The sequence below is a fragment of the Synechococcus sp. MIT2312 genome (assembly GCF_059772315.1).
Map to the genome: position 1 here is coordinate 1,534,313 of NZ_CM186281.1, position 25,714 is coordinate 1,560,026.

Here is a 25,714-nt window from a genome sequence, read left to right on the forward strand (position 1 = left end):
CCCACACATCTCCCTTGCCCGACCCATCAAACCTCCAGGACGGTGCGACTGACACCAGCACATGGTGGCAACGCAAGCCCCTATGGATCGGCGCAGGCCCATTGCTGGTCTTTCTGGTGGTCGCAGCCGTTGACCTCAAACTGGCGCAGCATTTCACCAGCTCAGGCAAGGCCATTGTGAGCAACGCTCTCGGCGGCCTCTGGCAGTGGATGGTGCTGCTGCTGTTTGTGATTGCCATCGTGCTGGCCATCAGCCCGATCGGGAGCTTGCGTCTGGGAGGAGCTGACGCCAAACCAAGCTTGAAATTCTTCGACTGGTGTGCCGTGCTGATTTGCACGCTGCTGGCCGGCGGGGGGGTGTTCTGGTCGGCAGCGGAACCGTTGTTTCACTTCCGGGATCCAGCGCCCTATTTCGTTGGAGTTGATGGATCAACCGCAGCTGCGGTTGATCCATCTCTGGCCGTGAGCTTCCTGCACTGGGGATTCCTGGCCTGGGCTCTGGTGGCAACAACGGTGACGATCACGCTCTCGATCCAGGAGCAACGAGGTGAGCCTCTGCGACCCCGCACGCTGCTGGTGGGCATTCTTCCCAGCCGCTGGGTGGAAGGTCCCCTGGGAGACCTCGCGGATGGCCTCTCCGTGGTGGCGGCCATCGCAGGAACCGTGGGACCGCTGGGGTTCCTTTCTCTTCAATTGAGCAACGCCGCAGGAATGCTTCCTGCTTTCACAGACAGCGCCGGGCTCCAGTCTCTGGTGGTGGTCCTGCTCACTGCGGTGTTCGCCACCTCCACCGTGAGTGGAATCCAGCGAGGCATCAAGTGGCTGTCTGAGCTGAACGTCTGGCTGACCCTTGGTCTTGCCGCCGCGTTGCTGCTGCTGGGCCCAGGCCTCTGGCTGATTCAGCACTTTATCAGCGCATTCGGGCTTTATCTCACCAACCTGCCGCGCATGGCGCTTGCCACCAACAGCAGTCCAGGCAACTGGGTGAATAGCTGGACCGTGTTCTATTGGGGCTGGTTCCTCGGCTATGCACCGCTGATGGGTCTGTTCACTGCAGGGGTGAGCCGCGGCCGCACTCTGCGCGAGCTGGTGCTGGCGGTGGCCATCCTCTGCCCGATCGTGACCAACATCTGGTTCACATTGCTGGGCGGCTCCGGCATGCAGCTGGAACTCGCCAACCCAGGCTCCATCAGCGGCCCGCTCACAGCCAGCGGGGAGTCGGGCGCACTGCTGGCGATTCTCGGCCAGCTTCCCCTGTCCTGGCTGCTGATTCCGGTCGGACTTGTGCTGGTGGTGCTGTTCATGGCCACCAGTGCCGACTCGATGAGTTACGCCGCAGCCATGGTGGTGAGTGCCAAGAGCACACCACCAACGCTGCTGCGTTTGTTCTGGGCTCTGATGATCGGCAGCCTCACCCTGGTGTTGCTGCGCATCGGCACCAGCCTGGGCGACAACACCTCGATCAACGCTCTGCAGGCCTTCATTGTGATCACTGCCGTACCGGTCACTCCCCTTGTTCTGCTGAGTCTCTGGACGGCACCGCGTCTGGCCTGGAAGGAATGGCGCCAACGGCAACCGGCTCAGGGCTGAAACTGATCCAACTGGCCATCGCAACACCAAACAGACCTAGCGCGCCATAGATCAGCAGCACCAGCGACAGGTCTCCCTGCGGAGAGGCCTGAAGAATCAGCCCCGACACGATCGTCATCAACCCACCCATCACCGTGCCTGAGGTGTTGACGATCGAAACGGTCATCGCCGTCTGTCCTGGAGGCGCAGAAGCTTCCGCGATCGGGAACGCCAGCACGGACGTACCGATGCCGACACCCAAGCTGAAAGCGGGCAGCATCAGAACCCCACGCGGCAGCGAGGGCATGATCAGCAGCAACAACGACAGCAACGTGATCACGGTTCCAGCAAGAAGCAGACCACCACGTTGCTGAGGGCGTCCGCCGAGAGCCCCGCTGGCCACCATCCCCACCACCAGGCCGATCGACATGATCAGGGTGAGACCTTCCATCAACGAACTGGGCCAGCCCCTCAGGCTGGAGAGGAGGCCGTACTGCGCCAGCCCGAACACGAAGCCAAGCCCCCACGCGTAGAGCAAGCAGCACTGAATCAGGCGATTCACTCCAGCCCTGGTCCAGCGCTGCACACGAATGTCCTGCTCTGCCGCTGACAGCTGGGCCTGCGCGCGCCGTCTGCCTCCGAGCAGAAGCATCGGCAAAGCCACCATTAGGGCCAGTGAGAGCCCCTGCAGCAACACCAGATCACGCCATCCGGAGCGACCCAGTAGCAGGGGCACCACGGCCGCCAGGGCGGCGCCGACGCCCAACAGACCATCGGTGAAGCCCATCGCCAAAGCGAAGCGATCTGCGGGCAGGCTGCGTCGTGCCAGCAACGCTGATGCCGGGAATGCCACGGCACAGGCCATACCGGTGCCGATACGAGACAACAGCAGCCCCTGCAGGCTGTTGCTGCTGGCGAACACCAGACTGCAGCAGGCAGCGGCCAACGCTGCCAGCAGCAGCCAGAGCTCGACCCTGCCTCGATCAATCAGGCGACCAACGGGCACTTGCACCAGGCCATAGGGCAACAGAAAGCTGCCGGCCACCAGCGCCACCCCCGCCGCATCCAGACGCAGATCCGACCCCAGGGAACCCTCGAAATACTGAAAGCTGGTTTCCACCCAGACCAGCCAGACCACGAACAACAGGCTCGTGACCCAGAGCAGTCGATCGCTTCGTCTTGCTTCCATGCCTCACTGCCGCCAGCTCAAAGTCAGTGTGGGGGAATGGCTCAGTTGAGGCAGTAATCCAACGCAAGACTGATGCTGGCTTTGGGCAGCGGCGCTTCCTCGGGTCTGAACCGAGGCGAGGCACTGACCCCCATCGCAGACGGACGTGCACTGGCATGACTGCGTTGATCGATGCGCAGCAACGCAACGCGACGTAGCCCCAGGGCGGATGCTGTTCGCTCTGCCTGACTGCGACCGCGCTGCAGAGCTTTCTCAAGCAGTTGGTCCTGCAGACGATCCTGCCCTTCAGCGGATGGCAGGGACGTCATCTCCTGAAGTCGAACTCCAGGCAAGCGGCCTGCACGCTGAATCAGGGTGTCGTAGTTGCTGCGGCTCACCGTTCCACTGATGCTTGTTGAAGCCCGATAGCCCTTCAACTGCGCAGAACCGGCCGTGGCATACGTTCTCGGAGCAGGGATCACAAGCCGACCGATGACCAGAGGCTCCAACTCCTTGCGCAGCCCGGCCAGTCGCCCACCGAGCTGTTCCAGCGCGGCGGCGCTGGTCGAGGCTTGCGCTTCGAGGCGCAGGTTGAACCGAAATCGGTCCGTGCGGCTTTCACCGCTCTCACGCAGCGTCAGCTGCAAAAGAGTTCCCCGGCAAGCAGGGCCCTGAATCTGAGCCTGGGCGCTGCTCGGCTGTATCGACGCTGTCGGAAGCAACAGCAGAACGGACACAAGCGACTTCACTGAGGGGTGGAGGGCTGATGGCATCAAAGGTTCAACAGAGTCAGGACCTTGAACCGCTGTCTAAGACAGGCGCCGCCTCAGAGCCTTTCAGAACCATGACCGACGCCGCTTCATGCACCACCAAATCCGACTGCTTCAGCGGGCATCAACCCAGCTGCCATGCAGGCCGTGAGGGATTGCCAACGGCAGCTCGAACACCGCCAGCTCGCGCAGGTCAGAAGCGTCAAGAATCACCAGGTCGGAACCTTCCCGATCACCGTTCCAGACCAGTTCCAGCACCCAGCCATCGTCTTCAGCGCTGGCACCAGGCCTGGGAACCATCAGGGGCTCACTGACAAAACCGTGGGGGACTGCGCTCCAGATCTGGCGCTCGCCACTGACAAGGTCAAGCTTCTTGACCACCTGAAGCGGATCATTGCCCTGCTCACGCGCTGCGGCCGCCATCCAGGCAAAGCGACAGGGCAGACCTTCCTTCTCGGGGTTCACCATCGCGAACTCACAGCAGCGTTCACTCAGACGCGTGGTCTGCACCGTGGCGTTCCGCAGGTTGATGCGGCACTGCTCAAGCAGCCCCTCAGGGATCAGATCGAAGTCAACAGCCGCAAAGTCGACATCCGGACCGATCGAGGGGAAATCGCTGTAGTAGATGCTCTCCACGACCACATCGCCCTCCTGCTCCCAGGCGTTGAGGTGATGAAACACAAAGCCCTCGGGTGCATCCACAATTCGCGGGGCCTCTCCTGCATGGGCGCCACTGTCCCGTGGAATCAACCAGAACTTGGCCTGACCATCAGGCTTGGACTGCAGACATTGGGCCGCACCCTTTCTACCGAGCACAAAAGGCAGAGGGTTGAAGTCGATCGCGTTCTGAAGGAACACCGCCCAGTTGGGCGTGATGGCGAAATCGTGCAGAAAAGCAAAGCCGTTGAAGCTGTCACGACGGTCACTGAGGAGGTCTCCGGCTTTGATCCCGGCGGCGGAATCATCTTCGGTGGCGAACTCCATCAAACGGATGGTGCTTCGCGGGCCAGTGTTGACGCCGAAGGTGACCATGCGCGGCCGATCGTGATGGCCAGGATCGAATCGAGGGTGGGCACTGAAAGCCTCGCCTTTCTTGAGAACACCACCCAAAAGGCTGATGCCGTGGGTCTCGAGGGTTTGCGGGTCGAGCGAATGGGGCTCGGCCGCTTCCCAGAGCGCGAGCAGTTGGTCGCCAAGCTGCACTACGCCGGTGTTGGCAATGTTTTTCAGCCTCAGATCAAAGGCATTGGCAAGCGGACCTCCGGGTTTCTGACTTCCGAACACCCCTCGATACAGCACCTTGCCGGCCGCTTCCTCGGCCTGCCAACCGGCAGTGCGCACAAACCGATTGGTGAGCGAAACCCCCTCCGCATTGAACTGAATCGCGGTGATCATGCCGTCACCATCAAAGGGATGGTGAACGCGCTGACCGTCACGCTCCAGCAGCCCAGGGCCATTGCGATAGAGGGTTCCCAGCAGCTCGGAGGGCACCTTGCCCCTCGCCGGCTGCAGCGCAACCTCGGTGAGCTCCTGCTCCACATTGCGGAAGGCGCTGGCCCATTCCGATCGGTTGAAGCGTTCAGCGGCGGGAGCGACGGTCACGGAGAACAACTGCTGCGGCCACCATCCTCTCGTAACGGACTGTGAAGCGCGGCGACGAGTCAGCTCGCTCCAGCCTGCTCGAGCACACCCTTGCTGCTGGGAACCGCGCCAGCGCGCCGGGGGTCGATCTCCGTCGCCATGCGCAAAGCCCTTGCGAAGGCCTTGAAACAGGCTTCAACAATGTGATGGGAATTGGTTCCATCCAGCTGACGGATGTGGAGGGTGAGGCCGCTGTTGTTGACCACCGCAACGAAAAATTCCTTGACGAGCTCGGTGTCGTAGCGACCAATCTTCTCTTTCGGAATCGTGAGGTTGTACGAGAGATGCGGTCGTCCCGAACAATCGAGCACGACCTGCACCAGTGCTTCATCCAACGGCGCGACGAAGTGACCGAAACGCACGATGCCGCGGCGATCACCTAAAGCCTGTGCCAGGGCCTGTCCGACAGCAATTCCCACATCTTCATTGGAGTGGTGATCATCAATATGGGTGTCACCCACCGCATTGATCTCCAGATCGATCAGGCCATGGCTGCTGATCTGATGCAGCATGTGATCCAGGAAGGGCACGCCGGTGCTGGCTTGGCACTTGCCACTGCCGTCCAGATCCAGGCACACATTCACATCGGTTTCACCGGTGACTCGATGGATCTCACCCGTACGCATGCTGTTCAGCTCCGGAGGCGGCGACTTCGCTGTTCCGATCATGCCGAAACAGACGGCGCAGACCAAGGCCCTTCAGCGCAGAGTCACATGCCGTTAACGCAGTAGCCGGCATCCACATAGATGGTTTGGCCGGAAATACCGCTCGACAACTCGCTCAGCAGGAATGCAGCGGTGTTGCCCACTTCCGTCTGTGTGACGGTGCGGCGCAGCGGCGCTTTCTCCTCCACGTTGTGAATCATGTCGAGGATGCCGCCGATGGCAGAGCTGGCCAGGGTGCGGATCGGGCCTGCACTGATGGCGTTCACCCGAACCTGCTTGTCGGGACCCAGTTCTGCGGAGAGATAGCGAACAGACGCTTCCAGAGCGGCCTTGGCCACACCCATCACGTTGTAATTAGGGATGGCGCGTTCAGCACCCAGATAAGTCAGGGTGACCACCCCGGCTTTCTCACTGAACAACGGCTTGGCATGACGACAGAGGGGAGCCAGGGAATAGGCACTGATCTCGAGTGCACGGGCAAAACCCTCGGAGCTGGTGGCGCTGTAGTCACCGATCAGCTCTTCCTTGCCCGCGAAAGCAAGGCAATGTACTAATCCATCGAGGACGCCCCACTTCTGCTTGATTTCCGCGAAAACCGTCTCCATCTGAACCGCATCCTGAACATTCAGCGGCAGGAACAAGGAGGGTTCAAGCGGTGCGGTGAGCTCACGAACCTTGGTCTCAAAACGACCTTTGTCGTCGGGGAGATAGGTGATGCCCAACTCGGCACCCGCAGCTTTGAGCTGCTGAGCAATACCCCAGGCAATCGATCGATTGTTGGCAATGCCGGTAACGAGGATCTTCTTGCCCGTGAGATCGAGAAGCATCGGACCGGTCTTGGCTGAACTGTGGGGGGATTCTCCACCATCCCCGACCCGAACTCCCGGGAGTGGTCGCGTTTGAGCCATTGGATCGACAGGATGAGGCCCAGAAATCGATCGTCCGGTGCCCCCGCAACCCAGCCCAACTTCTCTGTCATGGTCTGAACGGCCTGGAGATCTTCCCAGAAACCTTGCGGACCGCAGAGCCCTCGATCGCCTGTTGGCTGAGCAGTTTCCGGAAGCTGGCGGAAGGCTCAGCACTTTGCGCGGAGGTCGAGACGCCGCGGAGACAACACTCAGTCGGATCGACCCCCGGCGATACACCAAAAGCCGCAATCACCTCAAAGGCGCGGTGACCGGCTTGTCCCCCTACATCCGCCACGGTGTGCTCAGCCTGGCGGAAGTGCGTGACGCCGTGTTCCAGCGCATTCGCAGCCGCGACGAGGGCAGCAAGTTGATCAACGAGCTGGGCTGGCGCGACTTCTGGCAGCGGATGTGGCGCGACCTCGGCGATGGCATCCACGACAGCCAGGAAGAGCTGAAAACCGGGCATGATCCCGCCTCCTATTCCCGGGAGCTGCCTGAGGACATCCGCGCAGGACGAACAGGCCTGGCCTGCATGGATGGATTTCAAAGCGAACTCACCACCCGTGGCTGGCTGCACAATCACGCCCGCATGTGGATGGCGGCTTACGTGGTGCATTGGCGCAAAGTGCACTGGAAGGCAGGCGCAGATTGGTTTCTGGAGCATCTTCTCGATGGAGATCCTTCCAGCAACCATCTGAGTTGGCAGTGGGTCGCCAGCAGCTTCAGCCACAAGCCCTACTTTTTCAATAAAGGCAATCTGGAGCGGTTCAGCGATGGACATTTCTGCAGAAGTTGTTCCAGCAGTGAGCGCTGTCCATTCGAGGGCAGTTACGAACAGCTGGAAAGTCAGCTGTTCGCCAGCCAGGGTGCCATTCGAGACGTTGCCCCCAGACGCAGCCGCAACCAACAACAACGCTCAGGCCGACAGCAGGGCCTGAAGGGAAGCGGCCAGGCGGCCATGGCCCGACCGAAGCGATAAGCCATGTCTCTTCAACGACCTGTCATCTGGGTGCACGAGGAAGCACTCGGTTCCAGCAACCCAGCACTGCTGGAACGGCCGAACAGTCCAGCCCTCTTTGTCTTTGATACCCGCTGGATTCAGGAAGCCCGTATCAGCCGCAAGCGGCTTGGCTTTTTGTACGAAAGCGCCCTGGATCTACCCATCACCCTGCGTAAGGGCGATGTGGTCAAGGAAGTGATCGCCTTCGCCGAGCGTCACGACGCCGATGGCGTCTTGAGCAGCCTGCCCGTCGACCCCCGTTTAGAACGCATCGCCGCCTCGATCGAATCGCACTATCCACTGGACCTGCTGGAACCAGAACCGTTCGTGACCATGCCGCGACCCCCGCGGCTTGGACGCTTCAGTCGCTATTGGCGTGAGGCCGAACCTGTGGTCTGGGAAGGCTTCTGACTGTCACCCAGCAGGTCGTCCTCAAGCCGCTTTTCTGCGGCGGGATCCCTCAGCAGATCCCGCCGCCTATAAGCAGGGAGCTGCACTGGCATGAGCTCTGAGGCATCCGTGGGTGGGGGCGTCCACTGCCAGCGAGCCTCGGGCGCACGCTGCTGGCAGAGAGCCTTCAACTCTGTTTGCAACGCACGGCGCACATCGCTGCGACGCACAGCAGCGAAGAATTCCTCACGCGGCGCCAGCCCTGCACTGAAGGGCGCTGTGCCGTTGCCGTTGAACAGACGCGCAGCATCGGGGAACCAGCGAGGCGAGCATTCCGCAGGATCGTCCGTGTCGGTTTCCAGAAAGAAATGGAGACCGAAGCCGTCGGGCTGACTCACAACCGCAAGGCCGTCATGGGGCATCCGCCGCGACAGCGGAAACACTTTCCAACTGGTGCTCTGCGGTCCCGAACAGGCCGTCAGCAGCAGAACAAGGGTGATGCCTGAAATCCCACCTGCCTGGGCACGCCTGAGCACGCGTTCTCTGCACCGGAGGGCCGGAGTCTGAACCAGGATGAAAGCTGACGCACCATTTGTTGCTCGTTCGCCATGGCTCTCACTCCCTCGACCATGCTGCCCCTCGGCGAAGCGCTGCCTGCCTTCCAGTTGCCCGTAGTGAGCGGAAGCTTGAGGGAGGGCACTGCCGTAGCAACTCTCAGCAACTGCGAGCTGCCCGCACAGCCGCTGCTGCTGATGCTGATCTGCGCACACTGTCCGTTTGTGAAGCATGTGGAGCCCGAGCTGAGCAGGCTCGCCGCGCAGTACGGCTCAGCCGTGACCCTGCTGGCTTTCTCCAGCAACAGCCTCACCACCCATCCACAGGATGGTCCCGAAGGCCTGCGTCGTCAGGCAGAACAACAGCAGTGGAGTTTTCCCTATCTGCTCGATGAGCAGCAGAACCTGGCCAAAGCTCTCAAGGGTGCCTGCACGCCGGAGTTTTATCTGTTCAGCCCCGATGATGCGGGCCTTCAGATCCTGCGCTATCGAGGCCAGCTCGACGGCAGCCGCCCAGGAAACGAGGTGCCATTGGATGGCCGCGATCTGCGCAGGGCACTGGATGCGGTCCTGAGTGGCCAGCCTGTCAACCAAGACCAGCAACCATCCGTTGGCTGCAACATCAAGTGGCATCCCGGACAAGAGCCACCGTGGTTCGGGGCATCGGCTTAAGGTGCCCTCCATGCAGGTGCCTCCCTTCAGCCTCAGTCAGCAGCTCGCCGACCTGGGGCCGGAACTCGATGAAGCCGCGCTGCGTGTGTTGCGCAGTGGGCAATACATCGGTGGCACCGAAATCCAATCGTTTGAGACAGCCTTTGCCGCAGTGGTCGGCACTGCCCACGCCGTCGGCTGCAACAGCGGCACCGATGCCCTGATCCTGGCCTTGAGAGCCCTTGGCATCGGAACCGGTGATGAGGTGATCACAGCCTCCTTCAGCTTCTTCGCCACAGCCGAAGCCATCAGCGCTGTGGGTGCGACGCCCGTGTTTGTGGATGTGGATCCACGCACATACCTGATTGATCTCAATCAGATCGCTGCTGCGATCACGCCCGCAACCAAAGCCCTGATCCCGGTTCATTTGTTTGGGCGGCCTGTCGACATGACGCGGTTGATGGCAATCGCCAACGATTACAAGCTTGCTGTTATTGAAGACTGTGCTCAGGCCACCGGTGCCAGCTGGAATGGGCGACCCGTCGGCAGCTGGGGCGACATGGGCTGCTTCAGCTTTTTCCCCACCAAAAACCTTGGAGCAGCAGGTGATGCCGGAGCCATCACCTGCCACGACGCAGCTCTTGCTCAACGCATGCGCGAGCTCGCGGTGCACGGCATGCCCCGCCGCTACCTGCACACGGAGCTCGGATACAACAGCCGACTGGATGCCATGCAGGCCGCTGTGCTCAACGTGAAACTGCCGCGGCTCAACCAGTGGATTGAGCGTCGCCGGCAGATCGCCCAGCGCTACCGCGAAGCGCTTCAGGACGTGCCAGGCCTGCTGCTCCCCGAGGCATCCGCAGGCAACGGCCATGGCTGGAATCAGTTTGTGGTGCGTGTCACGGTCTGCCCGACTGACATCTCCTCCAGTGCGAGCCATCGCCCGAGTGAGTTCGGACTGCCCAGCAGTCATTGCCGCGACTGGTTGAAGCAGAGCCTGCAGGAGAGAGGTGTGAGCACGATCATCTATTACCCCATTCCCATCCATTGCCAACCGGCTTACGCCGATCAGCATCAAGGCACCCGTTTACCGGTGACCGAACAGCTGTGTAGCGAAGTGCTGAGTTTGCCGATCTTCCCTGAGCTCTCCAGCGAACAGCAGGAACAGGTGATTTCCGTGCTTCGCTCGCTGCTCATTCAAACGGCCCCACTGGATTCGCAAACCTGCAGCGTGGCGGCCTGAACTCAGGAGCGGATCGTGGCGTACAACGCCTTGAAGTGGGCCTGCTGTTTCTTGTGATCGATCAGAAGCTCGGGATATCCGCGACGCTCCAGTGCACCGATGTCACCACTGAGCAGATCCTTGGTGTTCACATGGCGAAGCTCCGGCAACCACTGACGGATGTAATCGCCATCGGCATCGAACTTTGATGCCTGCGTCGCCGGATTGAAAATTCGCAAGGGCTTTGGATCCATCCCACTGCTGGCACTCCACTGCCAGCCACCGTTGTTGGCCGCAAGATCACCATCCACCTCCAGCTCCATGAACGCCCGCTCGCCCCAGCGCCAGTCGCAGATCAGGTCTTTCACCAGAAAAGAAGCGACGATCATTCGACAGCGGTTGTGCATCCAACCGCTCTGATTGAGCTGACGCATCGCTGCATCGATGATCGGCATTCCCGTTTGGCCCTCTCTCCAGAAGCCAAACCACTCTTCGTTGTTCTCCCAGGGGAAGCGTCGCCACTGCTCGCGGTAGGGACCATCGGCCAATTCGGGGAAATGGAACAACGCCTGTTGGTAAAACTCACGCCAGCCCAGCTCCTGCTCCCACACCGTGACCGCATGCTGCTGTTCATCACTGCGCACGATCTCTTTGGCGCTCTGGGCAGCACACCAAGCCTGCCTGGGACTGATCGTGCCGACACTCAAAGCCGCACTCAACGATGAGGTCCCCTGCTGCCCAGGGAAATTACGGTCAGGCTCGTAGCCAAGCAGAGGCCCGTCAGCAAACGTTGCCAACTGGTCGGCTGCAGCGGTTTCTCCAGGGCGGCAAGGGCAGATGTCGGTGCCGGCGAAGCCATGGCTGCTGCGCAGACGCTCCAGCTCGGACTGTCCCTGGGAGCAGAGCTGACCAAGATCGCCTTCTGCAGAGCTGATCTGCTGAAGCTGGGACTGGGTCAGATCCTGCAGGCTTTCTGGAGCTGCTGTGGTGCGTGGGGCGAGCCGTTCGACCTGACCGCGCCAGTTGCGCAGAAACGGTCCATACACGCGGTAAGGGTCACCGCCGCCGGTTTTGAGTGACTCCGGCGCCAACAGCAGCTGGTCCCAGTCGACAAGGAGCTTGCGCCCATCGGCTTGCAGGGCCTTGGCGACCTGACGGTCGCGCTCGCGGGCATAGGGCTCAACATCGCGACTCCAGACCATGGTGGGCGCGTCCAGAAGGGCCGCCAGCTGCGGCAGCAGCACAACCGGATCACCGGCTAGCACCAACAGACGACTGCCGGCCTGACGCCAGCGCTGTTGCAGTTCGACCAGGCTCTCCACCAGAAACCACAACCGGGCTGGTGCCATCGGCGGCAGCTGGGGTGGCGGCGTGACCAGAGCAGGATCGAGCACATAAACACCGGTCACAGCCGGGCCTAGAGCGACAGCCGCCTGGAGACCTGAATTGTCCGCCAGGCGCAGATCGCGGCGGTGCCAGAACAGCGTGCGAGGGGTACTCATCGTTTGTCGCGAATTCAGAAACCGAGCAACTGCTTGGCCCGATACCAAGCCGTCACACTTTTGCCATCGAGCCACTCTTCACCTGAGCTCAGACGAGCATCCAGTTCGGCAGGACTCATCTGCAGGACCTCCAGATCCTCATCGTCGTCACCCGCGGGGGGATTCTCCAGCGCTGTGAGATCCCTGGCCAGGAAGCAGTGGATCACCTCATCGGAGTACCCAGGGCAGGGCAGCATGGGACCGAGGGCATCCCAGCGCGCGGCGCTGTAGCCCGCTTCTTCCCCGAGCTCCCGCTTCATCGACTCCAGCGGATCTTCTCCGTCCTCCAGCGTGCCTGCCGGGAACTCCAGAAGCCTGGCCTGAACAGCAAAGCGATACTGACGCAGCACCACAACCTGACCCTCGTTCGTGATCGGCACAGCAAGGGATGCACCCGGATGCCGAATGATCCCGAAGCTGCCCTCCACCCCCATGGGCAACCTGATGCGATTGCGCTCGAAGCGCACTTTGCGCGCATCCAGGGCATCGATGGTCTCCAGCAGCTCATAAGGCTCTGGAGCCGGCAGCGGAGCCATGGCTTTTCAAGACATCGGGCACCAGCATGGCGGGTGGGCGTCAGGATCGACGGACGACCTTCCCTTCCTTCCGCATCGCGCTGACTGATCAAGCACTGACTGATCAACCATTGCAGTCTTCGCCACCCAAAGTGCTTCCACGGCTGCAGCAGCTGCAGCTTCTGAAGGCCTTGGCGCGGGAAGCGGGCTGGCGACATCTCGCCTTGCAGACCTTGCTGAGCGTGCTCAGCAGCCTGCTGGACATTGCTGGACTTGGGCTGGCCGTCAGCCTCTTGCTGAACTCGGGGACACATTCCGCCACATCGCCGGATCTGCTCAAAGGGCTGCCCCTGTCGTCCAGCCTCGCTCTGCTGGTGAGCCTGATCCTGGCTCGGGGGCTGATTCAGACCCGAGTGGCCGTGAGCAGGGAATGGCTGCGCTCCGGCTTCACCGACCGGCTTCGGCAGCAGTTGCTTCAGGAGGTGTTCTCAGCCTCCTCGAGGCAACTGGATCAGCTTGGCCGGGGGGATCTGCTGGCGTTGCTGATGGCCGACATCACTCGCTCTGCCATGAGCCTGGATCAGGCCTTGCGCATGGTTCAGGCGCTGCTGGCCATGCTGATCTATCTCATCAGCGTGCTGTTGGTGGGCCGCACTGCTACCTGGCCGCTGCTGCTGGCACTGGCTGCAACCGCCGGCGCGGCCCTGTTGAAACGTTCCGGCAGCTGGGGGCTGGGCCGGATCCAGAGCCGCCTGAATGCAGCCCTGCAACGCACCGTGGGGGATGGCCTGCATGGACTCGCCGCCTTGCGTGCCGCTGCTGCTGAGGACTGGCTGCTGAACCGCTTTGCAGAGGAGACCGCCAAAGGCCGCTGGCTGCTGAAGGAACGAGTGCGCAGACGCGCGGGCTACAACGCCTGGCGCGACACCCTGGTGGTCGCCATTGCTGGTCTCTGGATGCTGATGCAGGGGGACACTCTCACCGCTGAAGTGCTGGCCACAACACTGGTGCTGGCCTACCGAGCCGGTACATCCCTCAGCGCTGTGGTACAGGCCCGACGCCTGTGCCTTGGCTGCCTGCCTGGATTCGAGGCTCTGCTTGAGCGACGCAAACAACTGCGGTCCAATCCTTCACAGACCAGTGGTACGGCTTTAAGCGAACACTCGCTGCCCAGGCTCGGCTTGGCTCGCTGGATCCAGCTTCACTGGCAAAGCACAGACTCTGGCGCAGCGACGCCCACATCAATCAGCCTTCAATCCAACCGACTGGTCGTGATCACAGGGCCTTCAGGCTGCGGCAAGACCAATCTTCTGGATCGCATCAGCGGACTCCGAGATGAAGAGAGCAGCTGTTGGACGATTCACTGCCAAGACACAACCTTTCAGCTGTCGGGGCTGTCGGCTGCTCGGCAGCTACGCCGCCTGATGGCCTGCGCACCACAACATGCCGTGCTGTTTGAAGCCAGCCTGCGCGACAACCTGCTGCTGGGCGCTGATCTTCCCGACCAGACCGTTGAGGAATGGCTGCATCGTCTGGGTCTCAGCCACCTGATTGACAGACGGCAAGGAATGGATGTCCGCATGTCACTCGCCCAGACCCCCTTCTCCGGCGGTGAGATCCATCGCCTCGGCTTGTTGCGAGCCTGGCTGCGCAGCCGACCGGTGGAAGTGCTGGATGAGCCCACAGCATTTCTTGATGCCAGCGCCAGCCAGCTGGTGCGAGACGTGATCGCTGAACGATCACGAGAGCGACTGGTGCTGATCAGCAGCCACGACCCGGCTCTGATCCAACAGGCTGATGGGGTGATCGAACTGACCGCTTCATTGCTCAAGGTCTGAATCAGGACACCAGTCGACTGATCGCTGCATGGCTGCCAGCAAGGGCTCCAGCACAAATTGGCGCAGATGCAGACGAGGGTGAGGCAACACCAGGCGCGGATGCTGCAGACGCCATTCCCCCCAGAAGAGAAGATCCAGATCGAGAGTGCGCGGACCCCATGGCAGCTCGTGGTCTCGATCTCGACCGAAACGTCGCTCAAGCTGATGCAACTCCATGAGCAGCTCCAGCGCCGCAGCCTCGGAGGCGGAGCGCTGCACACCTGCGAAAAGCACCACGGCATTGCAGTACAGCGGCTGACCTGATGGCCCGCCCACTGGAGCCGTCTGGAGCAATGGCGACCAGGAGCAGCGCATCTCTCCCGATGCAGCCCTGGCCCAGGGGATCACGAGCCGCTCCAGTTGCGGACGCACCGTGATCAGCGTCTGGCGAGGCGCACCCGCGGCACTGGGCAGGTTCGCCCCGAGAGCGATGGCAAGAGAGTGAGCCTGATCAGCGAGACTGGCGCTCACGCGCAGGGCTGGCAAACATTCATGGTTTCAGGTGGAGGGGTCGCTAGCGGACTGGCCAGCACAGCTGCTCGGGAACAGGCGAGCCGTGCCTTCCCACTGGCAGCCATCACAGGCCATGGAACGCTGAAACTGTCGCTGATGCTGGCAGCGGTGGACCCTGGCCTGGGGGGCGTGATCATCGCCGGCGGCCGAGGCACCGGCAAGTCGGTTCTGGCAAGAGGTCTGCACGCCCTGCTGCCACCGATCGAGGTACTGGATCAAGACAGCGCAGATGGGCCTGCAGGACCAGGCCTCAACCTCGACCCAACCCGACCTGAGGAATGGGATGAGAGCTCGCGAGAGCGGCTGAGCAACGAACCACCCTCCAAGGTGATTCCCGCTCCCTTCGTGCAGGTGCCCCTCGGCATCACCGAAGACCGACTGGTGGGTGCCGTGGACGTGGCCGCATCACTGGCCAGCGGCAGCCCCGTGTTTCAACCGGGGTTGCTGGCAGAAGCTCACCGCGGAGTGCTGTACGTCGATGAGCTCAACCTGCTCGATGACGGGATCATTAATCTTCTGCTGGCCGCGGTGGGCGCCGGCGAAAACCAGGTGGAACGGGAAGGCCTCAGCCTCAGCCACCCCTGCAGGCCGCTGCTGATCGCCACCTACAACCCCGAAGAGGGCAACGTCCGCGACCACCTGCTCGACCGTTTTGCGATCGCTCTCTCAGCCAATCAGTTGGTGAGCACCGAGGAACGCGTGGAAATCACCAATGCAGTGCTGAGCCACGGCCAGTGCAGCCGCAGCTTCTCCGAGCGCTGGAAAGAAGAAACCGATGCTCTGGCTACCCAGCTTCTGCTGGCACGTCAGTGGCTGCCGGACGTGCGCATCAGTCGAGAGCAGATCGAGTACCTCGTGATCGAAGCACTTCGCGGCGGCGTGGAGGGGCACCGATCCGAGCTTTACGCCGTGCGCGTCGCCAAAGCCCATGCAGCTCTCAGTGGCCGTGAACAGGTCGAAGCAGACGACCTGCAGGTGGCTGTGGCCCTGGTGATCGCGCCGCGTGCATCGCAACTGCCACCACCGGATCAGCAGATGGAGCCACCGCCGCCGCCTGAACCCCCTCAAGATCAGACCCCACCACCGCCGGAGGCGGGCGAGCAGGAGCCTGAGAATCAACCACCACCGCCCGAAGGCTCAGATCAGGATCAGAACGACCCGCCAGACGAGGACTTCAACGACAACGACGAAGACGAAAACCGCGACGACGACAACAGCGACGATGACGAGTCGGATCAGGACGAGGCACCGCCTTCGGTCCCCGAGGAGTTCATGCTCGATCCGGAGGCAATCTCCATCGACCCCGACCTGTTGCTGTTCAACGCCGCCAAGAGCAAAAGCGGCAGCAGCGGCAGTCGTTCGGTGGTGCTCAGCGACAGCCGCGGCCGCTACGTGAAACCGATGCTGCCCAGAGGACCCGTGCGGCGCATCGCCGTGGATGCCACGCTGCGGGCAGCGGCGCCATATCAGAAAGCAAGGCGCGAACGCCAGCCTGGGCGCAGCGTGATTGTTGAGGAAGCGGATCTGCGCGCCAAGCTGTTGCAGCGCCAGGCCGGAGCTCTGGTGATTTTCCTGGTGGATGCCAGCGGCTCCATGGCCCTGAACCGCATGCAGAGCGCCAAAGGTGCTGTGATCCGACTGCTCACCGAGGCTTATGAAAACCGCGACGAAGTGGCGCTGATTCCCTTTCGAGGCGATCAGGCCGAGGTGCTGCTACCGCCCACACGCTCGATCACCGCAGCGCGCCGGCGGCTTGAATCAATGCCCTGCGGCGGCGGATCACCGCTGGCCCATGGGCTGACGCAGGCCGCACGCGTCGGCGCCAATGCACTAGCCACAGGGGATCTAGGCCAGGTGGTGGTGGTGGCGATCACCGATGGGCGCGGCAACGTGCCGCTGAGCACATCCCTGGGCCAACCGGAACTGGAGGGCGAAGAAAAGCCAGATCTCAAACAGGAAGTGCTGGATGTGGCGACGCGTTACCGGATGCTGGGCCTCAAGCTGCTGGTGATCGACACCGAGCGCAAATTCATCGGCAGTGGCATGGGCAAAGACCTCGCCGAAGCCGCGGGAGGCAAATACGTGCAACTGCCCAAGGCCAGCGATCAGGCCATCGCGGCCATTGCCATGGATGCCATCAATGCAGTGACCTGATTCTGGAGAGCTACTTCGATCCACCCGTTTGTGCGGGATAGACCTCCTCGAACAAGGTGCCGAGCCCGATCATCACGCTGCGAAGACCCTTCATGAAGCGTGGGTCGTCAGTGAGCTGTTCGATATCACCACCAACCTGATCGATGCGTGCCGTGAGCTCACGGGCGTTGGTCACTGTCTGCTTCAGATCACTGACTGTTTCTGGGTTGTCGATCGCTCCTGCCAGGTTGTTGATATGGGCAGCAGCATCGGCAGCCTCAGCCGTGGCCCTGTTCAGATTTTCAATAGTGGGCTGGGCTCTGGCCACTTCAGCTCGCAACTGGTGGACCAGCGTGTCGACATTTTCAGCCGCCACATCAGCCGTGTTGAGAAACTTCGAAGCGTCCTGACTGGTGATCCCGAACTGCTTGGTGGACTCCACAAGTTCAGGGATCAGGTTCGACTTCTGAGCTTCATTGAGCAGCTGCTCCAGAGTGGCTGTCACGGTCGAAAGACTCGCCGCTGACTCTCCCTGGATGGTTGCTCCGTTGCAGAGAAGTCCGCTGTTGCGACAACGGCCTGCTTTCGGCTTTGGAGCATTCTTGGGCAGCGGTGAACCGGTTGTGACCAGTTCAACCTGTGCATCACCGCCAAGAAGTGAGGCCGAAGAGACCGAAGCCTTCACGGGCAAAGGCAGCTGCAGATCATCGGCGTGGATCTCCAACGTTGCCTTCACCGCCATCGGAGTGACGTCGATGGATCGAACCGTGCCGACCATGATTCCCCGGAAGGTGACGGGCGAGCGAGCTGCCAGTCCTCCAGCATTGGCGAAGTCGGCAGTCACAGTCCAGGTCTCGGACCCCAGACGGACACCTCTGAGCCACAGCATGGTGCCGGCAAATCCTGCGATCGCTCCAACGATCGAAAACCCGACCAGGGCTTCACGGACACTACGGCGCATGGCTCATTGATCGGAGGGCTGCATCGGTCCGCGCAGGTTACCCGTCCTGAACTGCACGACGTATGGGTTGTCGGTGGAGCGATACTGATCGACCGAGCCGTCCCACTGAAAACGGCCTCCGTAGAGCATCACAATCCGTTCCGCAGAACGCTCGATGGTGCTGTGCACATGACTCACCACCACTGAGCAGCCGCGGGCCACGGTGGTGGTCTTCACAATCAGATCCTCGATGCGGGTTGATGCAACAGGGTCAAGCCCTGCCGTCGGCTCGTCGTAAAGCAGCAAGGGCATTGCACCTTCTTCGCGATCGGGATCATCAATGAGAGCCCTGGCAAAACTCACCCGTTTCTGCATGCCGCCACTGAGCTGGCCGGGATATTTATCGGCCACATCATTCAGCCCAACCGCCTCGAGACACTGCTGAACCCGCTCACGGATCTGGGCAGGGCTCATGCGCCCGAGGCGCATCAACAGAAAGCCGACATTTTCCTCAACCGTGAGTGAGGCCAGCAATGCAGGGTTCTGAAACACCAAACGCACATCCGGCGGACGGCGCTGATCAAGTCGAAGGTAGTCCTGTGGTTCACCGAACAGGCGCAGTTCACCGGCTGTAGGCACCTGCAAACCAGCCAACAAGCGCAGGACCGTGGACTTACCCGCTCCTGAAGGCCCAACCACGGCAATGCGCTCTCCCGGCTGCATGCAGAGCGACACCTTGTCCAGGACGGGCCTAGACCCCCACTGCATCGTGAGGTCACGCATCTCCACCACTGGAGTCTGGGTTGCTGGAGATGTCGGGTCCAGCCTGGTCTGCACGGGGCTTTTGCGCGTTACGCGCCCATCTTGCCTCGTTTGCTCCAATGGGGATGGCCATCAGGAACAACTTCCGTACAGTTCCCTCATCGCAAGGGAAGCGACGACCCTGGCCCCGGATTGCACTTGACCAGCCCCATCCACCGCGGACGCCGTCAACGCATCCGGGCCATGCAGGCAGCACGGCAGCGCGATCTGATGCTGCGCTCCCGCCGGGCGGTGCGTTGGCTGCAGCCAGGTCTGGTGGTGAAGCGCTGGCTGCTCACCTCAGGGATCGGACTGATGCTGGCGCTGCTGGGCGCTGCCGTCTGGGCCGACTTACAGCCGATCTACTGGATGCTCTGGGCCATCCAGGAATCCCTGAGCTGGATCACTCGCGTGTTGCCGAGGGGTATTACCGGGCCTTTGGTGCTGCTGGTCGGCGTCGGCCTGCTGCTTTGGGGGCAAAGCCGCAGCTTCGGCTCCATCCAGCAGGCCCTGGCCCCAGAAAAAGACACCGTTCTGGTGGATGCGCTACGCGCCAAAAGCCGCCTCAACCGTGGGCCGAACATCGTCGCCATCGGCGGCGGCACCGGGCTGTCCACGCTGCTGAGCGGCCTCAAGCGTTACAGCAGCCACATCACGGCCATTGTCACCGTGGCTGACGACGGTGGCAGCAGCGGCGTGCTGCGCAGGGAACTGGGCGTCCAGCCACCCGGCGACATCCGCAACTGCCTGGCCGCGTTATCCACCGAAGAACCACTGCTGACCCGTTTGTTCCAGTACCGCTTCTCTGCCGGAGGAGGCCTTGAGGGTCACAGCTTCGGAAATCTGTTTCTTTCGGCGCTCACCGCCATCACAGGCAGCCTGGAAACGGCAATCACCGCCTCCAGCCGGGTACTGGCGGTGCAGGGTCAGGTGGTGCCCGCAACCAATGTGGATGTTCGGCTGTGGGCGGAACTGGAGGACGGTCGCCGCATTGAAGGCGAATCGGCGATCGGACAAGCACCGAGCCCGATCGTTCGTCTGGGCTGCCTGCCAGAACGACCTCCAGCCCTGCCAAGAGCTTTGGAAGCGATTGCACAAGCGGATCTGATTCTGCTGGGCCCAGGCAGCCTTTACACCTCCTTGCTGCCCAATCTGCTGGTCCCTGAACTGGTGAGCGCAATTCAGCGCAGCCGCGCTCCCAGGCTTTACATCTGCAATTTGATGACGCAGCCAGGAGAAACGGATGGGCTGGATGTCAGCGGACACCTCAGGGCCATCGAAGCGCAACTGGCCTCTCTCGGCATCAGCAATCGACTGTTTGACGCTGTGCTCGCTCAAGAGCCCATCAGGGAGTCACCACTGATTAAGCACTACCGATCACGCGGAGCTGAACCTGTGACCTGCAACCGCCGCGAACTGGAGGTTGAGGGATACGACGTGATGGAAGCACCACTACAAGGCAGTCGGCCCACCGCAACCCTGCGTCACGATCCCCGCAGCCTGGCACTGGGAGTGATGCGCTTTTACAGAAAGCACAAAACAGAGAAACCTTCGATTGCGAGCTAATTCACGGCAAAAATATATCTACATTCAAGCGCAAGATTCTTTTTGATTCACGCTTAATAAGCATCCTGCATTTCATAGAAATCAGGCTGGACATAGTCCTTCCGCAAGGGCCAACCAGTCCAATCTTCAGGCATCAGCAACCGCTTGGGATGGGGGTGACCTTCAAAATTGATCCCGAACATGTCGAATGTCTCCCGTTCCTGCCAGTCGGCACCTCGGAACAGGCCGTAGAGACTTGGGATACTGGGCTGTCCCTCTCTGGACAGGAACACTTTCAGACGGACTTCGCGCAACTGATCAACACGCCCATCAGCAACTTCTGCCAGCGCGATGAAGTGATAGAAACTAACAAGTTGTTGGCCTGGGCCTTCGTCGTAACCACCCTGGCACTGCAGATGATCAAATCCATGGCTTTTGAGAGCCGCTGCAATCACGGGGAGAAACAGCGCCTCAACACCGATCTGCTCGACCCCGACATGGTCGGTATCCAGCACTGCGTGGTCAAAGCCTTGCTCACTGAGCCATTGACTGACCGGGCCTGGCTCTGGACCGGTCGCAACTGGAGAATCCGCTTTGGTGTCTTTCTCAGGGGTTTGGCTCATGACTCCTCAGGGATCGTGACGGGCTCGGATGTCTCCAATGCAGGCATCGGCAGACCGGCACCAGGCTTCAGTGCGGCAACCTGGGTTTCAGCACGCAGGTAAGCACCGGTGACGATCGGCTCAACCTGGGTCATCGCATGCTCAACCGTGCAGTAGCGATGGGTCTGGATCAACAAGCGACGGTCGGCCACGGATTCATTGGCCACCTTCTTGCGCAGCTTGATCACCGCATCAAAAATTGCTTCTGGCCTGGGAGGACAGCCTGGCAAGTAGAGGTCAACGGGAATCAGCTTGTCCACACCACGAACAGCAGTAGTTGAGTCTGAGCTGAACATGCCCCCGGTGATGGTGCAGGCACCCATGGCAATCACATATTTGGGCTCAGGCATCTGCTCATACAGACGCACCAATGCAGGGGCCATTTTCATGGTCACCGTGCCGGCGACGAGCAAGAGATCTGCCTGGCGCGGTGAACTGCGTGGCACTAGACCAAATCGGTCGAAATCGAAACGAGAGCCCAGCAAGGCGGCGAATTCAATGAAACAGCAAGCCGTTCCGTAGAGAAGTGGCCAGAGACTGCTCAGTCGAGCCCAGTTGTGCAGATCATCCAGACTGGTGAGGATGATGTTTTCACTCAGGTCCTGGGTGACGGTCGGCACACCATCAGCCGCGCCAGCCACCGGGCCGCAGCTGGACTCCCTCAGATCACGGACCGCCTGAATCGAGGGGGCTTCTCCAGTTGTTGCAGCTCGTTCGATCGATGAGGTCATGGGATCAGCTCCACTCCAGGGCGCCCTTGCGCCAGGCATACGCCAAAGCCACCACGAGGATGGCGATGAACACCAGCGCTTCTATGAAAGCCAAAATACCTAGTCGATGGAATGCGACGGCCCAGGGATAGAGGAAAACCGTCTCCACATCGAAGATCACGAAGACCAGCGCAAACATGTAGTAGCGGATGTTGAACTGGATCCAGGCTCCGCCAATCGGCTCCATACCCGATTCGTAGGTGAGTTCGCGCTCACCGAACTGACTCCGAGGCGACACAAGCTTGTTCGTCACCAGGGCGAGCACAGGCACGGCCCCGGCGATCAACAGGAAGCCGAGGAAGGCGTCATACCCCGGGAGGACAAACATCTGGGCTGAACGGAATAGGGTGCAGTCTGGCATTTGCAGCCTCTGGCTGACGTTTGGCCAGGAGACGTCGATAGAGTGTCCATACCCGGTCAATCAGCGGTGAGCGACGAAACACAACCACCGCAGGACCCTGCGAATGACATCGCAACTGATATGAAGGCACAGCCGGTTGGCGAGACTGATCTCTTAGAGGAGGCCTCCGACGAGGTCAAAGTTCGTGCCCCGGAAAAGACTCTGGCGGAACAAGCGAGCGATCCACTCACGCACCGTTTCGAGTGCAGAAGCTGCGGATTTGTTTATGACCCTGAAGAAGGCGTCAAAAAATTGCGCATCGAGTCAGGTACTGCGTTTCAGCAACTTGATGCTTTGGCGTTCCGTTGCCCAGTCTGTCGCAGCAGGGTTGGAGCTTTTCGCGACATCGGACCACGTGCAAAGGCCAGTGGTTTCGAAGAGAATCTTGATTTCGGCTTGGGCGTCAACCGTTTAACCCCAGGGCAGAAGAATGTGTTGATCTTCGGCAGCTTGGCCCTTGGCTTCGCCTTCTTCCTCTCGTTGTATTCCCTGCGCTAACCACTGAAAACATTTGCGCAAGCCTATTGCGCTGAACTATCAGCATTGCTCCAAGCCTGCCTTCATTTTCAACCCGGCATGAATTCCCTGATCAAATCCCTGGCCCAATTGGCACTCGTGGTCTGCATCGGCTTCGGTCTTGGCGGGTGCGTCACCACCAAAGTGCCAACCGCCACTGCCAGCCCCTGGCAGGTGATCGATCTCAACACTCAGGCCAATCCTCTGGATATCGCCTTTACCAGCGCCGAACATGGATTTCTGGTTGGTAGCAACCGCCTGATTCTGGAAACCAATGATGGTGGCGCGAGCTGGAACGAGCGCAGCCTGGATTTGCCAGAGGAAGAGAATTTCCGGCTGATCAGTATCGCCTTTGATGGTGATGACGGCTGGATCGCCGGTCAGCCCGGCCTGCTGATGCACACCACCGACGGGGGCCAGAACTGGACACGCCTGTTCCTTGACACCAAGCTTCCTGGAGAGCCCTACCTGATCACGGCACTGGGACCGAACAGTGCAGAACTAGCGACCAACGTGGGAGCTGTGTACCGAACCAGCGACGGTGGTGGCAGCTGGGATGCCGAGGTGAGCGATGCAGCGGGTGCAACCCGTGACCTGCGCCGCAGCCCTGATGGCGCTTACGTGAGCGTGAGCAGCCTGGGCAACTTTTACGCCACCTGGGATCCCGGACAACCGGTCTGGCAGGTTCACCAACGCGTGAGCAGCCAACGACTTCAAAGCATTGGCTATCAGCCCGATGGCCGGCTCTGGATGGTGGCTCGAGGAGCTCAGATTCGCTTCAACGAAGACGCCAGCGACAACGAAAACTGGAGCAAGCCGATTATTCCCATCACCAATGGCTATGGCTATCTGGACATGGCCTGGTCCGACGACGGAGCGATCTGGGCCAGCGGTGGCAACGGCACCTTGTTGGTGAGCCGAGATGAGGGCAACAGCTGGGAGCGCGATCCTGAAAGTGTGCAGGCTCCAACCAACTTCACGCGATTTGTGTTCGACGACACAGATCGCCAACAGCATGCATTCCTATTGGGCGAGAGAGGACTGATGCTTCGCTGGTCAGCCCTCACTTAACAGCTGCTGAGACCCAGTGGCGAACAACGCTCTGTTACCAACTGGCAGGTCCCGGCGCAGTCGCCGGACCCCTGCCTTTAGGATCTTCAGGCAATTACACCCGAAGTCATGGCCGGCGGCTCAACGGGGGAACGCCCGTTTTTCGAGATCATCACCAGCATCCGCTACTGGGTGATACACGCGATCACACTTCCTTCGATTTTCCTGGCCGGATTCCTGTTTGTGTCCACAGGCCTTGCCTATGACGCCTTTGGAACTCCTCGCCCTGACTCGTATTACCAAGTCAGCGAGAGCAAAGCTCCCGTGGTTGGTCAGCGATTCGAAGGCAAGTCGAGCCTCGACTCACGGCTGAAATAAAAATCACATGACTCAAACACCCACCTCTTCCAAGCCACGCGTTTATCCGATCTTCACGGTGCGCTGGCTTGCTTTGCACACCCTGGGAGTCCCCGCGGTGTTCTTCATTGGCGCTTTGGCCGCCATGCAATTCATTCGTCGCTGATCCCCCAATCGTTCTGAGACATCATGGAGCGCAACAAAAATCCCAATTCGTTGCCGGTTGAACTAAACCGGACCAGCCTTTATCTGGGTCTGCTGGTTGTGTTCGTCACAGGCATTCTGTTTTCCAGCTACTTCTTCAACTGAGGATTTAAACGATGAGCGGTAAGAAATCCGGTCTTCCAGACGGTCGCATACCCGACCGACTTCCTGACGGCACCCCTGCTGTTAAGTGGCGCTCACGCTGGACTGAAGGAACATTGCCTCTGTGGCTGATTGCCACAGCAGGAGGGATGGCTGCAATCTTTGTGGTTGGACTCTTCTTCTACGGTTCTTACACAGGTGTGGGTTCCGCCTGACTTGCTTGGTATTGGAATTACAAACAAATTCTCCGGGTTCATGCCCGGTTTTTTTGTGCCTTTCTTGCGCACTGATCCCAGTTGATGGTGGACAAGCTCTTCACGGTTCCAATCGGCGACATCGGCGGCTCGATTGGCTACCTGGAGACAAACGTGATGGACTAGCTGAAGCTGGCTCTCAGAGACTGGCTAGGTCTCCATTGAGGGCGCTCGCCGCGAAGAGCTCATGAGCCAGCTCATTAGCCATCCACTCCAGGCGCTGAAGCGAAGAGCTACCAGGCCCGATAAACCAGTCTCCCAAGCAACTCACGCAAGGCCCGTGAGCTGCCATCAAGAGCCGCAGCGGTCGGAAGCCACTGGGTGGGATCACACCAAATCGGCCCTGCCCATTGGCCACGAGCCTGGAAATCAACCGGGAACGGAACTACTTTCAGCCCCTGGCGTTCGAACAAGCGTTGGGCTCTGCGCATGTGGAACGCGCTGGTGACCAAAAGAATGCGTGGGCTGATGACTTCACGAACAGATCCCTGCAACAGCTTGCGAATTGCGATGGCTTCCTGCGCTGTATTGACCACGGGCGGCGTACTTTGCATCGCCGCAGCAGGGATGCCCAGCTGCTGAGCTTCCTCGAAGTACCGCTGCCCCTCCGGTGACTGGCCGGGGCGAAACGGACTGGCACCACCGGTAAATAGCAAGCGCGGTGCTTTGCCATGCCGATACAGATCAAGCCCTGCCAGGAATCGATCGGGGTCATGCCACTCGCTGACCTTGGCAGTACCTGGGGCAGGATGACGCCCACCACTGAGCACAACGATCGCATCAGCAAGCGCAGCCTTGGCTGCAGGTTGACGTTGCCAAGGGTTCTCCAACCAGCGCCAGAGGGTCTGACTCACCAGCCCCAGAGAACACAGCCAAAGCAACACCACCGCAGTGATCACTGGCCAGCGCCAACGACCGATCAACCCAACTAAGAGCAGAATCAGACTGAGTCCAAGGGGCAACACAAAAAGAGGCATGATTTTGCTCAGCCAAAAAG

General features: G+C 60.7%; 29 protein-coding genes. 14 read left to right on the forward strand and 15 right to left on the reverse strand.

Annotated features, from left to right (window positions below):
• Positions 1 to 14: 14 nt before the first annotated feature.
• Complete coding sequence (locus tag AC6EI9_RS08960) at positions 15 to 1,589, forward strand: BCCT family transporter (RefSeq protein ID WP_498467453.1); 1,575 nt, start codon at positions 15 to 17, stop codon at positions 1,587 to 1,589.
• On the opposite strand, the gene AC6EI9_RS08965 is transcribed toward AC6EI9_RS08960, so the two are convergent.
• From AC6EI9_RS08965 to fabI, 5 genes are all read right to left on the reverse strand, one after another.
• Positions 1,504 to 2,757 carry an MFS transporter gene (locus tag AC6EI9_RS08965; RefSeq protein ID WP_498467454.1) on the reverse strand — a complete coding sequence of 418 codons (1,254 nt, stop codon included), beginning with the start codon at positions 2,755 to 2,757 and terminating at the stop codon, positions 1,504 to 1,506. The two genes, AC6EI9_RS08960 and AC6EI9_RS08965, sit on opposite strands and share 86 nt — an antisense overlap.
• Positions 2,758 to 2,798: 41 nt before the next feature.
• Entirely contained in the window at positions 2,799 to 3,509 is a 711-nt protein-coding gene (locus AC6EI9_RS08970) for an SIMPL domain-containing protein (protein WP_498467455.1), read from the reverse strand.
• Between the two features lie 111 nt (positions 3,510 to 3,620).
• Positions 3,621 to 5,108 carry a carotenoid oxygenase family protein gene (locus AC6EI9_RS08975; protein WP_498467456.1) on the reverse strand — a complete coding sequence of 496 codons (1,488 nt, stop codon included), beginning with the start codon at positions 5,106 to 5,108 and terminating at the stop codon, positions 3,621 to 3,623.
• A gap of 59 nt (positions 5,109 to 5,167) precedes the next feature.
• The gene (hisB, locus tag AC6EI9_RS08980; RefSeq protein WP_498469994.1) at positions 5,168 to 5,773 is read right to left on the reverse strand and encodes an imidazoleglycerol-phosphate dehydratase HisB; all 606 of its coding nucleotides are present in this window, start codon (positions 5,771 to 5,773) and stop codon (positions 5,168 to 5,170) included.
• Positions 5,774 to 5,856: 83 nt separating this feature from the next.
• Complete coding sequence (gene fabI / locus AC6EI9_RS08985) at positions 5,857 to 6,639, reverse strand: enoyl-ACP reductase FabI (protein ID WP_498469995.1); 783 nt, start codon at positions 6,637 to 6,639, stop codon at positions 5,857 to 5,859.
• 118 nt (positions 6,640 to 6,757) lie between these two features.
• Between fabI and AC6EI9_RS08990 the strand changes: the two genes are divergently transcribed.
• Positions 6,758 to 7,699, forward strand: coding sequence for an FAD-binding domain-containing protein (locus tag AC6EI9_RS08990; RefSeq protein ID WP_498467457.1), 942 nt, complete (start codon positions 6,758 to 6,760; stop codon positions 7,697 to 7,699).
• Positions 7,700 to 7,702: 3 nt separating this feature from the next.
• Entirely contained in the window at positions 7,703 to 8,131 is a 429-nt protein-coding gene (locus AC6EI9_RS08995; RefSeq protein WP_498467458.1) for a hypothetical protein, read from the forward strand.
• On the opposite strand, the gene AC6EI9_RS09000 is transcribed toward AC6EI9_RS08995, so the two are convergent.
• Positions 8,089 to 8,646: a hypothetical protein gene (locus AC6EI9_RS09000; protein WP_498467459.1), complete on the reverse strand. Its 558-nt coding sequence runs from the start codon at positions 8,644 to 8,646 to the stop codon at positions 8,089 to 8,091. The genes AC6EI9_RS08995 and AC6EI9_RS09000 overlap by 43 nt on opposite strands.
• 72 nt (positions 8,647 to 8,718) lie before the next feature.
• Here AC6EI9_RS09000 and AC6EI9_RS09005 point away from each other — a divergent pair, with 72 nt between their 5' ends.
• Both AC6EI9_RS09005 and AC6EI9_RS09010 read left to right on the forward strand, forming a co-directional pair.
• Entirely contained in the window at positions 8,719 to 9,336 is a 618-nt protein-coding gene (locus tag AC6EI9_RS09005) for a thioredoxin family protein (RefSeq protein ID WP_498467460.1), read from the forward strand.
• Between the two features lie 10 nt (positions 9,337 to 9,346).
• Entirely contained in the window at positions 9,347 to 10,558 is a 1,212-nt protein-coding gene (locus AC6EI9_RS09010) for a DegT/DnrJ/EryC1/StrS family aminotransferase (protein WP_498467461.1), read from the forward strand.
• Positions 10,559 to 10,560: 2 nt separating this feature from the next.
• On the opposite strand, the gene AC6EI9_RS09015 is transcribed toward AC6EI9_RS09010, so the two are convergent.
• Together AC6EI9_RS09015 and AC6EI9_RS09020 are read right to left on the reverse strand one after the other, a co-directional pair.
• On the reverse strand, positions 10,561 to 12,039 hold the full coding sequence (locus AC6EI9_RS09015; RefSeq protein ID WP_498467462.1) for an FAD-binding domain-containing protein: 1,479 nt from the start codon (positions 12,037 to 12,039) through the stop codon (positions 10,561 to 10,563).
• A gap of 14 nt (positions 12,040 to 12,053) precedes the next feature.
• On the reverse strand, positions 12,054 to 12,614 hold the full coding sequence (locus tag AC6EI9_RS09020; protein WP_498467463.1) for an NUDIX hydrolase: 561 nt from the start codon (positions 12,612 to 12,614) through the stop codon (positions 12,054 to 12,056).
• A 26-nt stretch (positions 12,615 to 12,640) separates the two neighbouring features.
• Here AC6EI9_RS09020 and AC6EI9_RS09025 point away from each other — a divergent pair, with 26 nt between their 5' ends.
• The gene (locus AC6EI9_RS09025; RefSeq protein ID WP_498467464.1) at positions 12,641 to 14,431 is read left to right on the forward strand and encodes an ATP-binding cassette domain-containing protein; all 1,791 of its coding nucleotides are present in this window, start codon (positions 12,641 to 12,643) and stop codon (positions 14,429 to 14,431) included.
• On the opposite strand, the gene folK is transcribed toward AC6EI9_RS09025, so the two are convergent.
• Positions 14,414 to 14,941 carry a 2-amino-4-hydroxy-6-hydroxymethyldihydropteridine diphosphokinase gene (gene folK / locus AC6EI9_RS09030; protein ID WP_498467465.1) on the reverse strand — a complete coding sequence of 176 codons (528 nt, stop codon included), beginning with the start codon at positions 14,939 to 14,941 and terminating at the stop codon, positions 14,414 to 14,416. The genes AC6EI9_RS09025 and folK overlap by 18 nt on opposite strands.
• Before the next feature lie 21 nt (positions 14,942 to 14,962).
• On the opposite strand from folK, the gene AC6EI9_RS09035 reads away from it, so the two are divergent.
• A complete protein-coding gene (locus AC6EI9_RS09035; protein ID WP_498467466.1) occupies positions 14,963 to 17,137 on the forward strand; it encodes a magnesium chelatase subunit D family protein in 2,175 nt (724 codons plus the stop codon).
• Positions 17,138 to 17,147: 10 nt separating this feature from the next.
• On the opposite strand, the gene AC6EI9_RS09040 is transcribed toward AC6EI9_RS09035, so the two are convergent.
• Both AC6EI9_RS09040 and AC6EI9_RS09045 read right to left on the reverse strand, forming a co-directional pair.
• Positions 17,148 to 18,077: an MlaD family protein gene (locus AC6EI9_RS09040; protein ID WP_498467467.1), complete on the reverse strand. Its 930-nt coding sequence runs from the start codon at positions 18,075 to 18,077 to the stop codon at positions 17,148 to 17,150.
• A 3-nt stretch (positions 18,078 to 18,080) separates the two neighbouring features.
• Positions 18,081 to 18,824, reverse strand: coding sequence for an ABC transporter ATP-binding protein (locus AC6EI9_RS09045; protein ID WP_498469997.1), 744 nt, complete (start codon positions 18,822 to 18,824; stop codon positions 18,081 to 18,083).
• Positions 18,825 to 19,061: 237 nt separating this feature from the next.
• Here AC6EI9_RS09045 and AC6EI9_RS09050 point away from each other — a divergent pair, with 237 nt between their 5' ends.
• Positions 19,062 to 20,423, forward strand: coding sequence for a gluconeogenesis factor YvcK family protein (locus AC6EI9_RS09050; protein ID WP_498469998.1), 1,362 nt, complete (start codon positions 19,062 to 19,064; stop codon positions 20,421 to 20,423).
• A 53-nt stretch (positions 20,424 to 20,476) separates the two neighbouring features.
• Here AC6EI9_RS09050 and AC6EI9_RS09055 read toward each other — a convergent pair whose 3' ends face one another.
• The 3 genes from AC6EI9_RS09055 to AC6EI9_RS09065 are packed head-to-tail and all read right to left on the reverse strand — an operon-like array spanning position 20,477 to position 22,162.
• The gene (locus AC6EI9_RS09055; protein WP_498467468.1) at positions 20,477 to 21,025 is read right to left on the reverse strand and encodes an NAD(P)H-quinone oxidoreductase subunit J; all 549 of its coding nucleotides are present in this window, start codon (positions 21,023 to 21,025) and stop codon (positions 20,477 to 20,479) included.
• Complete coding sequence (gene nuoB / locus AC6EI9_RS09060) at positions 21,022 to 21,795, reverse strand: NADH-quinone oxidoreductase subunit NuoB (RefSeq protein ID WP_498467469.1); 774 nt, start codon at positions 21,793 to 21,795, stop codon at positions 21,022 to 21,024. The genes AC6EI9_RS09055 and nuoB overlap by 4 nt, the downstream gene beginning before the upstream one ends.
• Positions 21,796 to 21,799: 4 nt before the next feature.
• Positions 21,800 to 22,162, reverse strand: coding sequence for an NAD(P)H-quinone oxidoreductase subunit 3 (locus AC6EI9_RS09065; RefSeq protein ID WP_498467470.1), 363 nt, complete (start codon positions 22,160 to 22,162; stop codon positions 21,800 to 21,802).
• Between the two features lie 99 nt (positions 22,163 to 22,261).
• On the opposite strand from AC6EI9_RS09065, the gene AC6EI9_RS09070 reads away from it, so the two are divergent.
• The 6 genes from AC6EI9_RS09070 (at position 22,262) to AC6EI9_RS09095 (ending at position 24,678) form a co-directional block, all read left to right on the forward strand.
• Positions 22,262 to 22,732, forward strand: coding sequence for a rubredoxin (locus AC6EI9_RS09070; RefSeq protein ID WP_498467471.1), 471 nt, complete (start codon positions 22,262 to 22,264; stop codon positions 22,730 to 22,732).
• 78 nt (positions 22,733 to 22,810) lie between these two features.
• A complete protein-coding gene (locus tag AC6EI9_RS09075) occupies positions 22,811 to 23,821 on the forward strand; it encodes a photosynthesis system II assembly factor Ycf48 (RefSeq protein WP_498467472.1) in 1,011 nt (336 codons plus the stop codon).
• Between the two features lie 108 nt (positions 23,822 to 23,929).
• Complete coding sequence (gene psbE / locus AC6EI9_RS09080; protein ID WP_498467473.1) at positions 23,930 to 24,178, forward strand: cytochrome b559 subunit alpha; 249 nt, start codon at positions 23,930 to 23,932, stop codon at positions 24,176 to 24,178.
• A 7-nt stretch (positions 24,179 to 24,185) separates the two neighbouring features.
• Positions 24,186 to 24,323, forward strand: a complete 138-nt coding sequence (psbF, locus tag AC6EI9_RS09085) for a cytochrome b559 subunit beta (protein ID WP_074160697.1) — start codon at positions 24,186 to 24,188, stop codon at positions 24,321 to 24,323.
• Between the two features lie 23 nt (positions 24,324 to 24,346).
• A complete protein-coding gene (psbL, locus tag AC6EI9_RS09090) occupies positions 24,347 to 24,466 on the forward strand; it encodes a photosystem II reaction center protein PsbL (RefSeq protein ID WP_498467474.1) in 120 nt (39 codons plus the stop codon).
• A gap of 11 nt (positions 24,467 to 24,477) precedes the next feature.
• Positions 24,478 to 24,678 carry a photosystem II reaction center protein J gene (locus tag AC6EI9_RS09095; protein ID WP_498467475.1) on the forward strand — a complete coding sequence of 67 codons (201 nt, stop codon included), beginning with the start codon at positions 24,478 to 24,480 and terminating at the stop codon, positions 24,676 to 24,678.
• Between the two features lie 272 nt (positions 24,679 to 24,950).
• On the opposite strand, the gene AC6EI9_RS09100 is transcribed toward AC6EI9_RS09095, so the two are convergent.
• Positions 24,951 to 25,694 (reverse strand): YdcF family protein, encoded by a 744-nt coding sequence (locus AC6EI9_RS09100; RefSeq protein ID WP_498467476.1) that lies wholly within the window; start codon positions 25,692 to 25,694, stop codon positions 24,951 to 24,953.
• Positions 25,695 to 25,714: the final 20 nt, after the last annotated feature.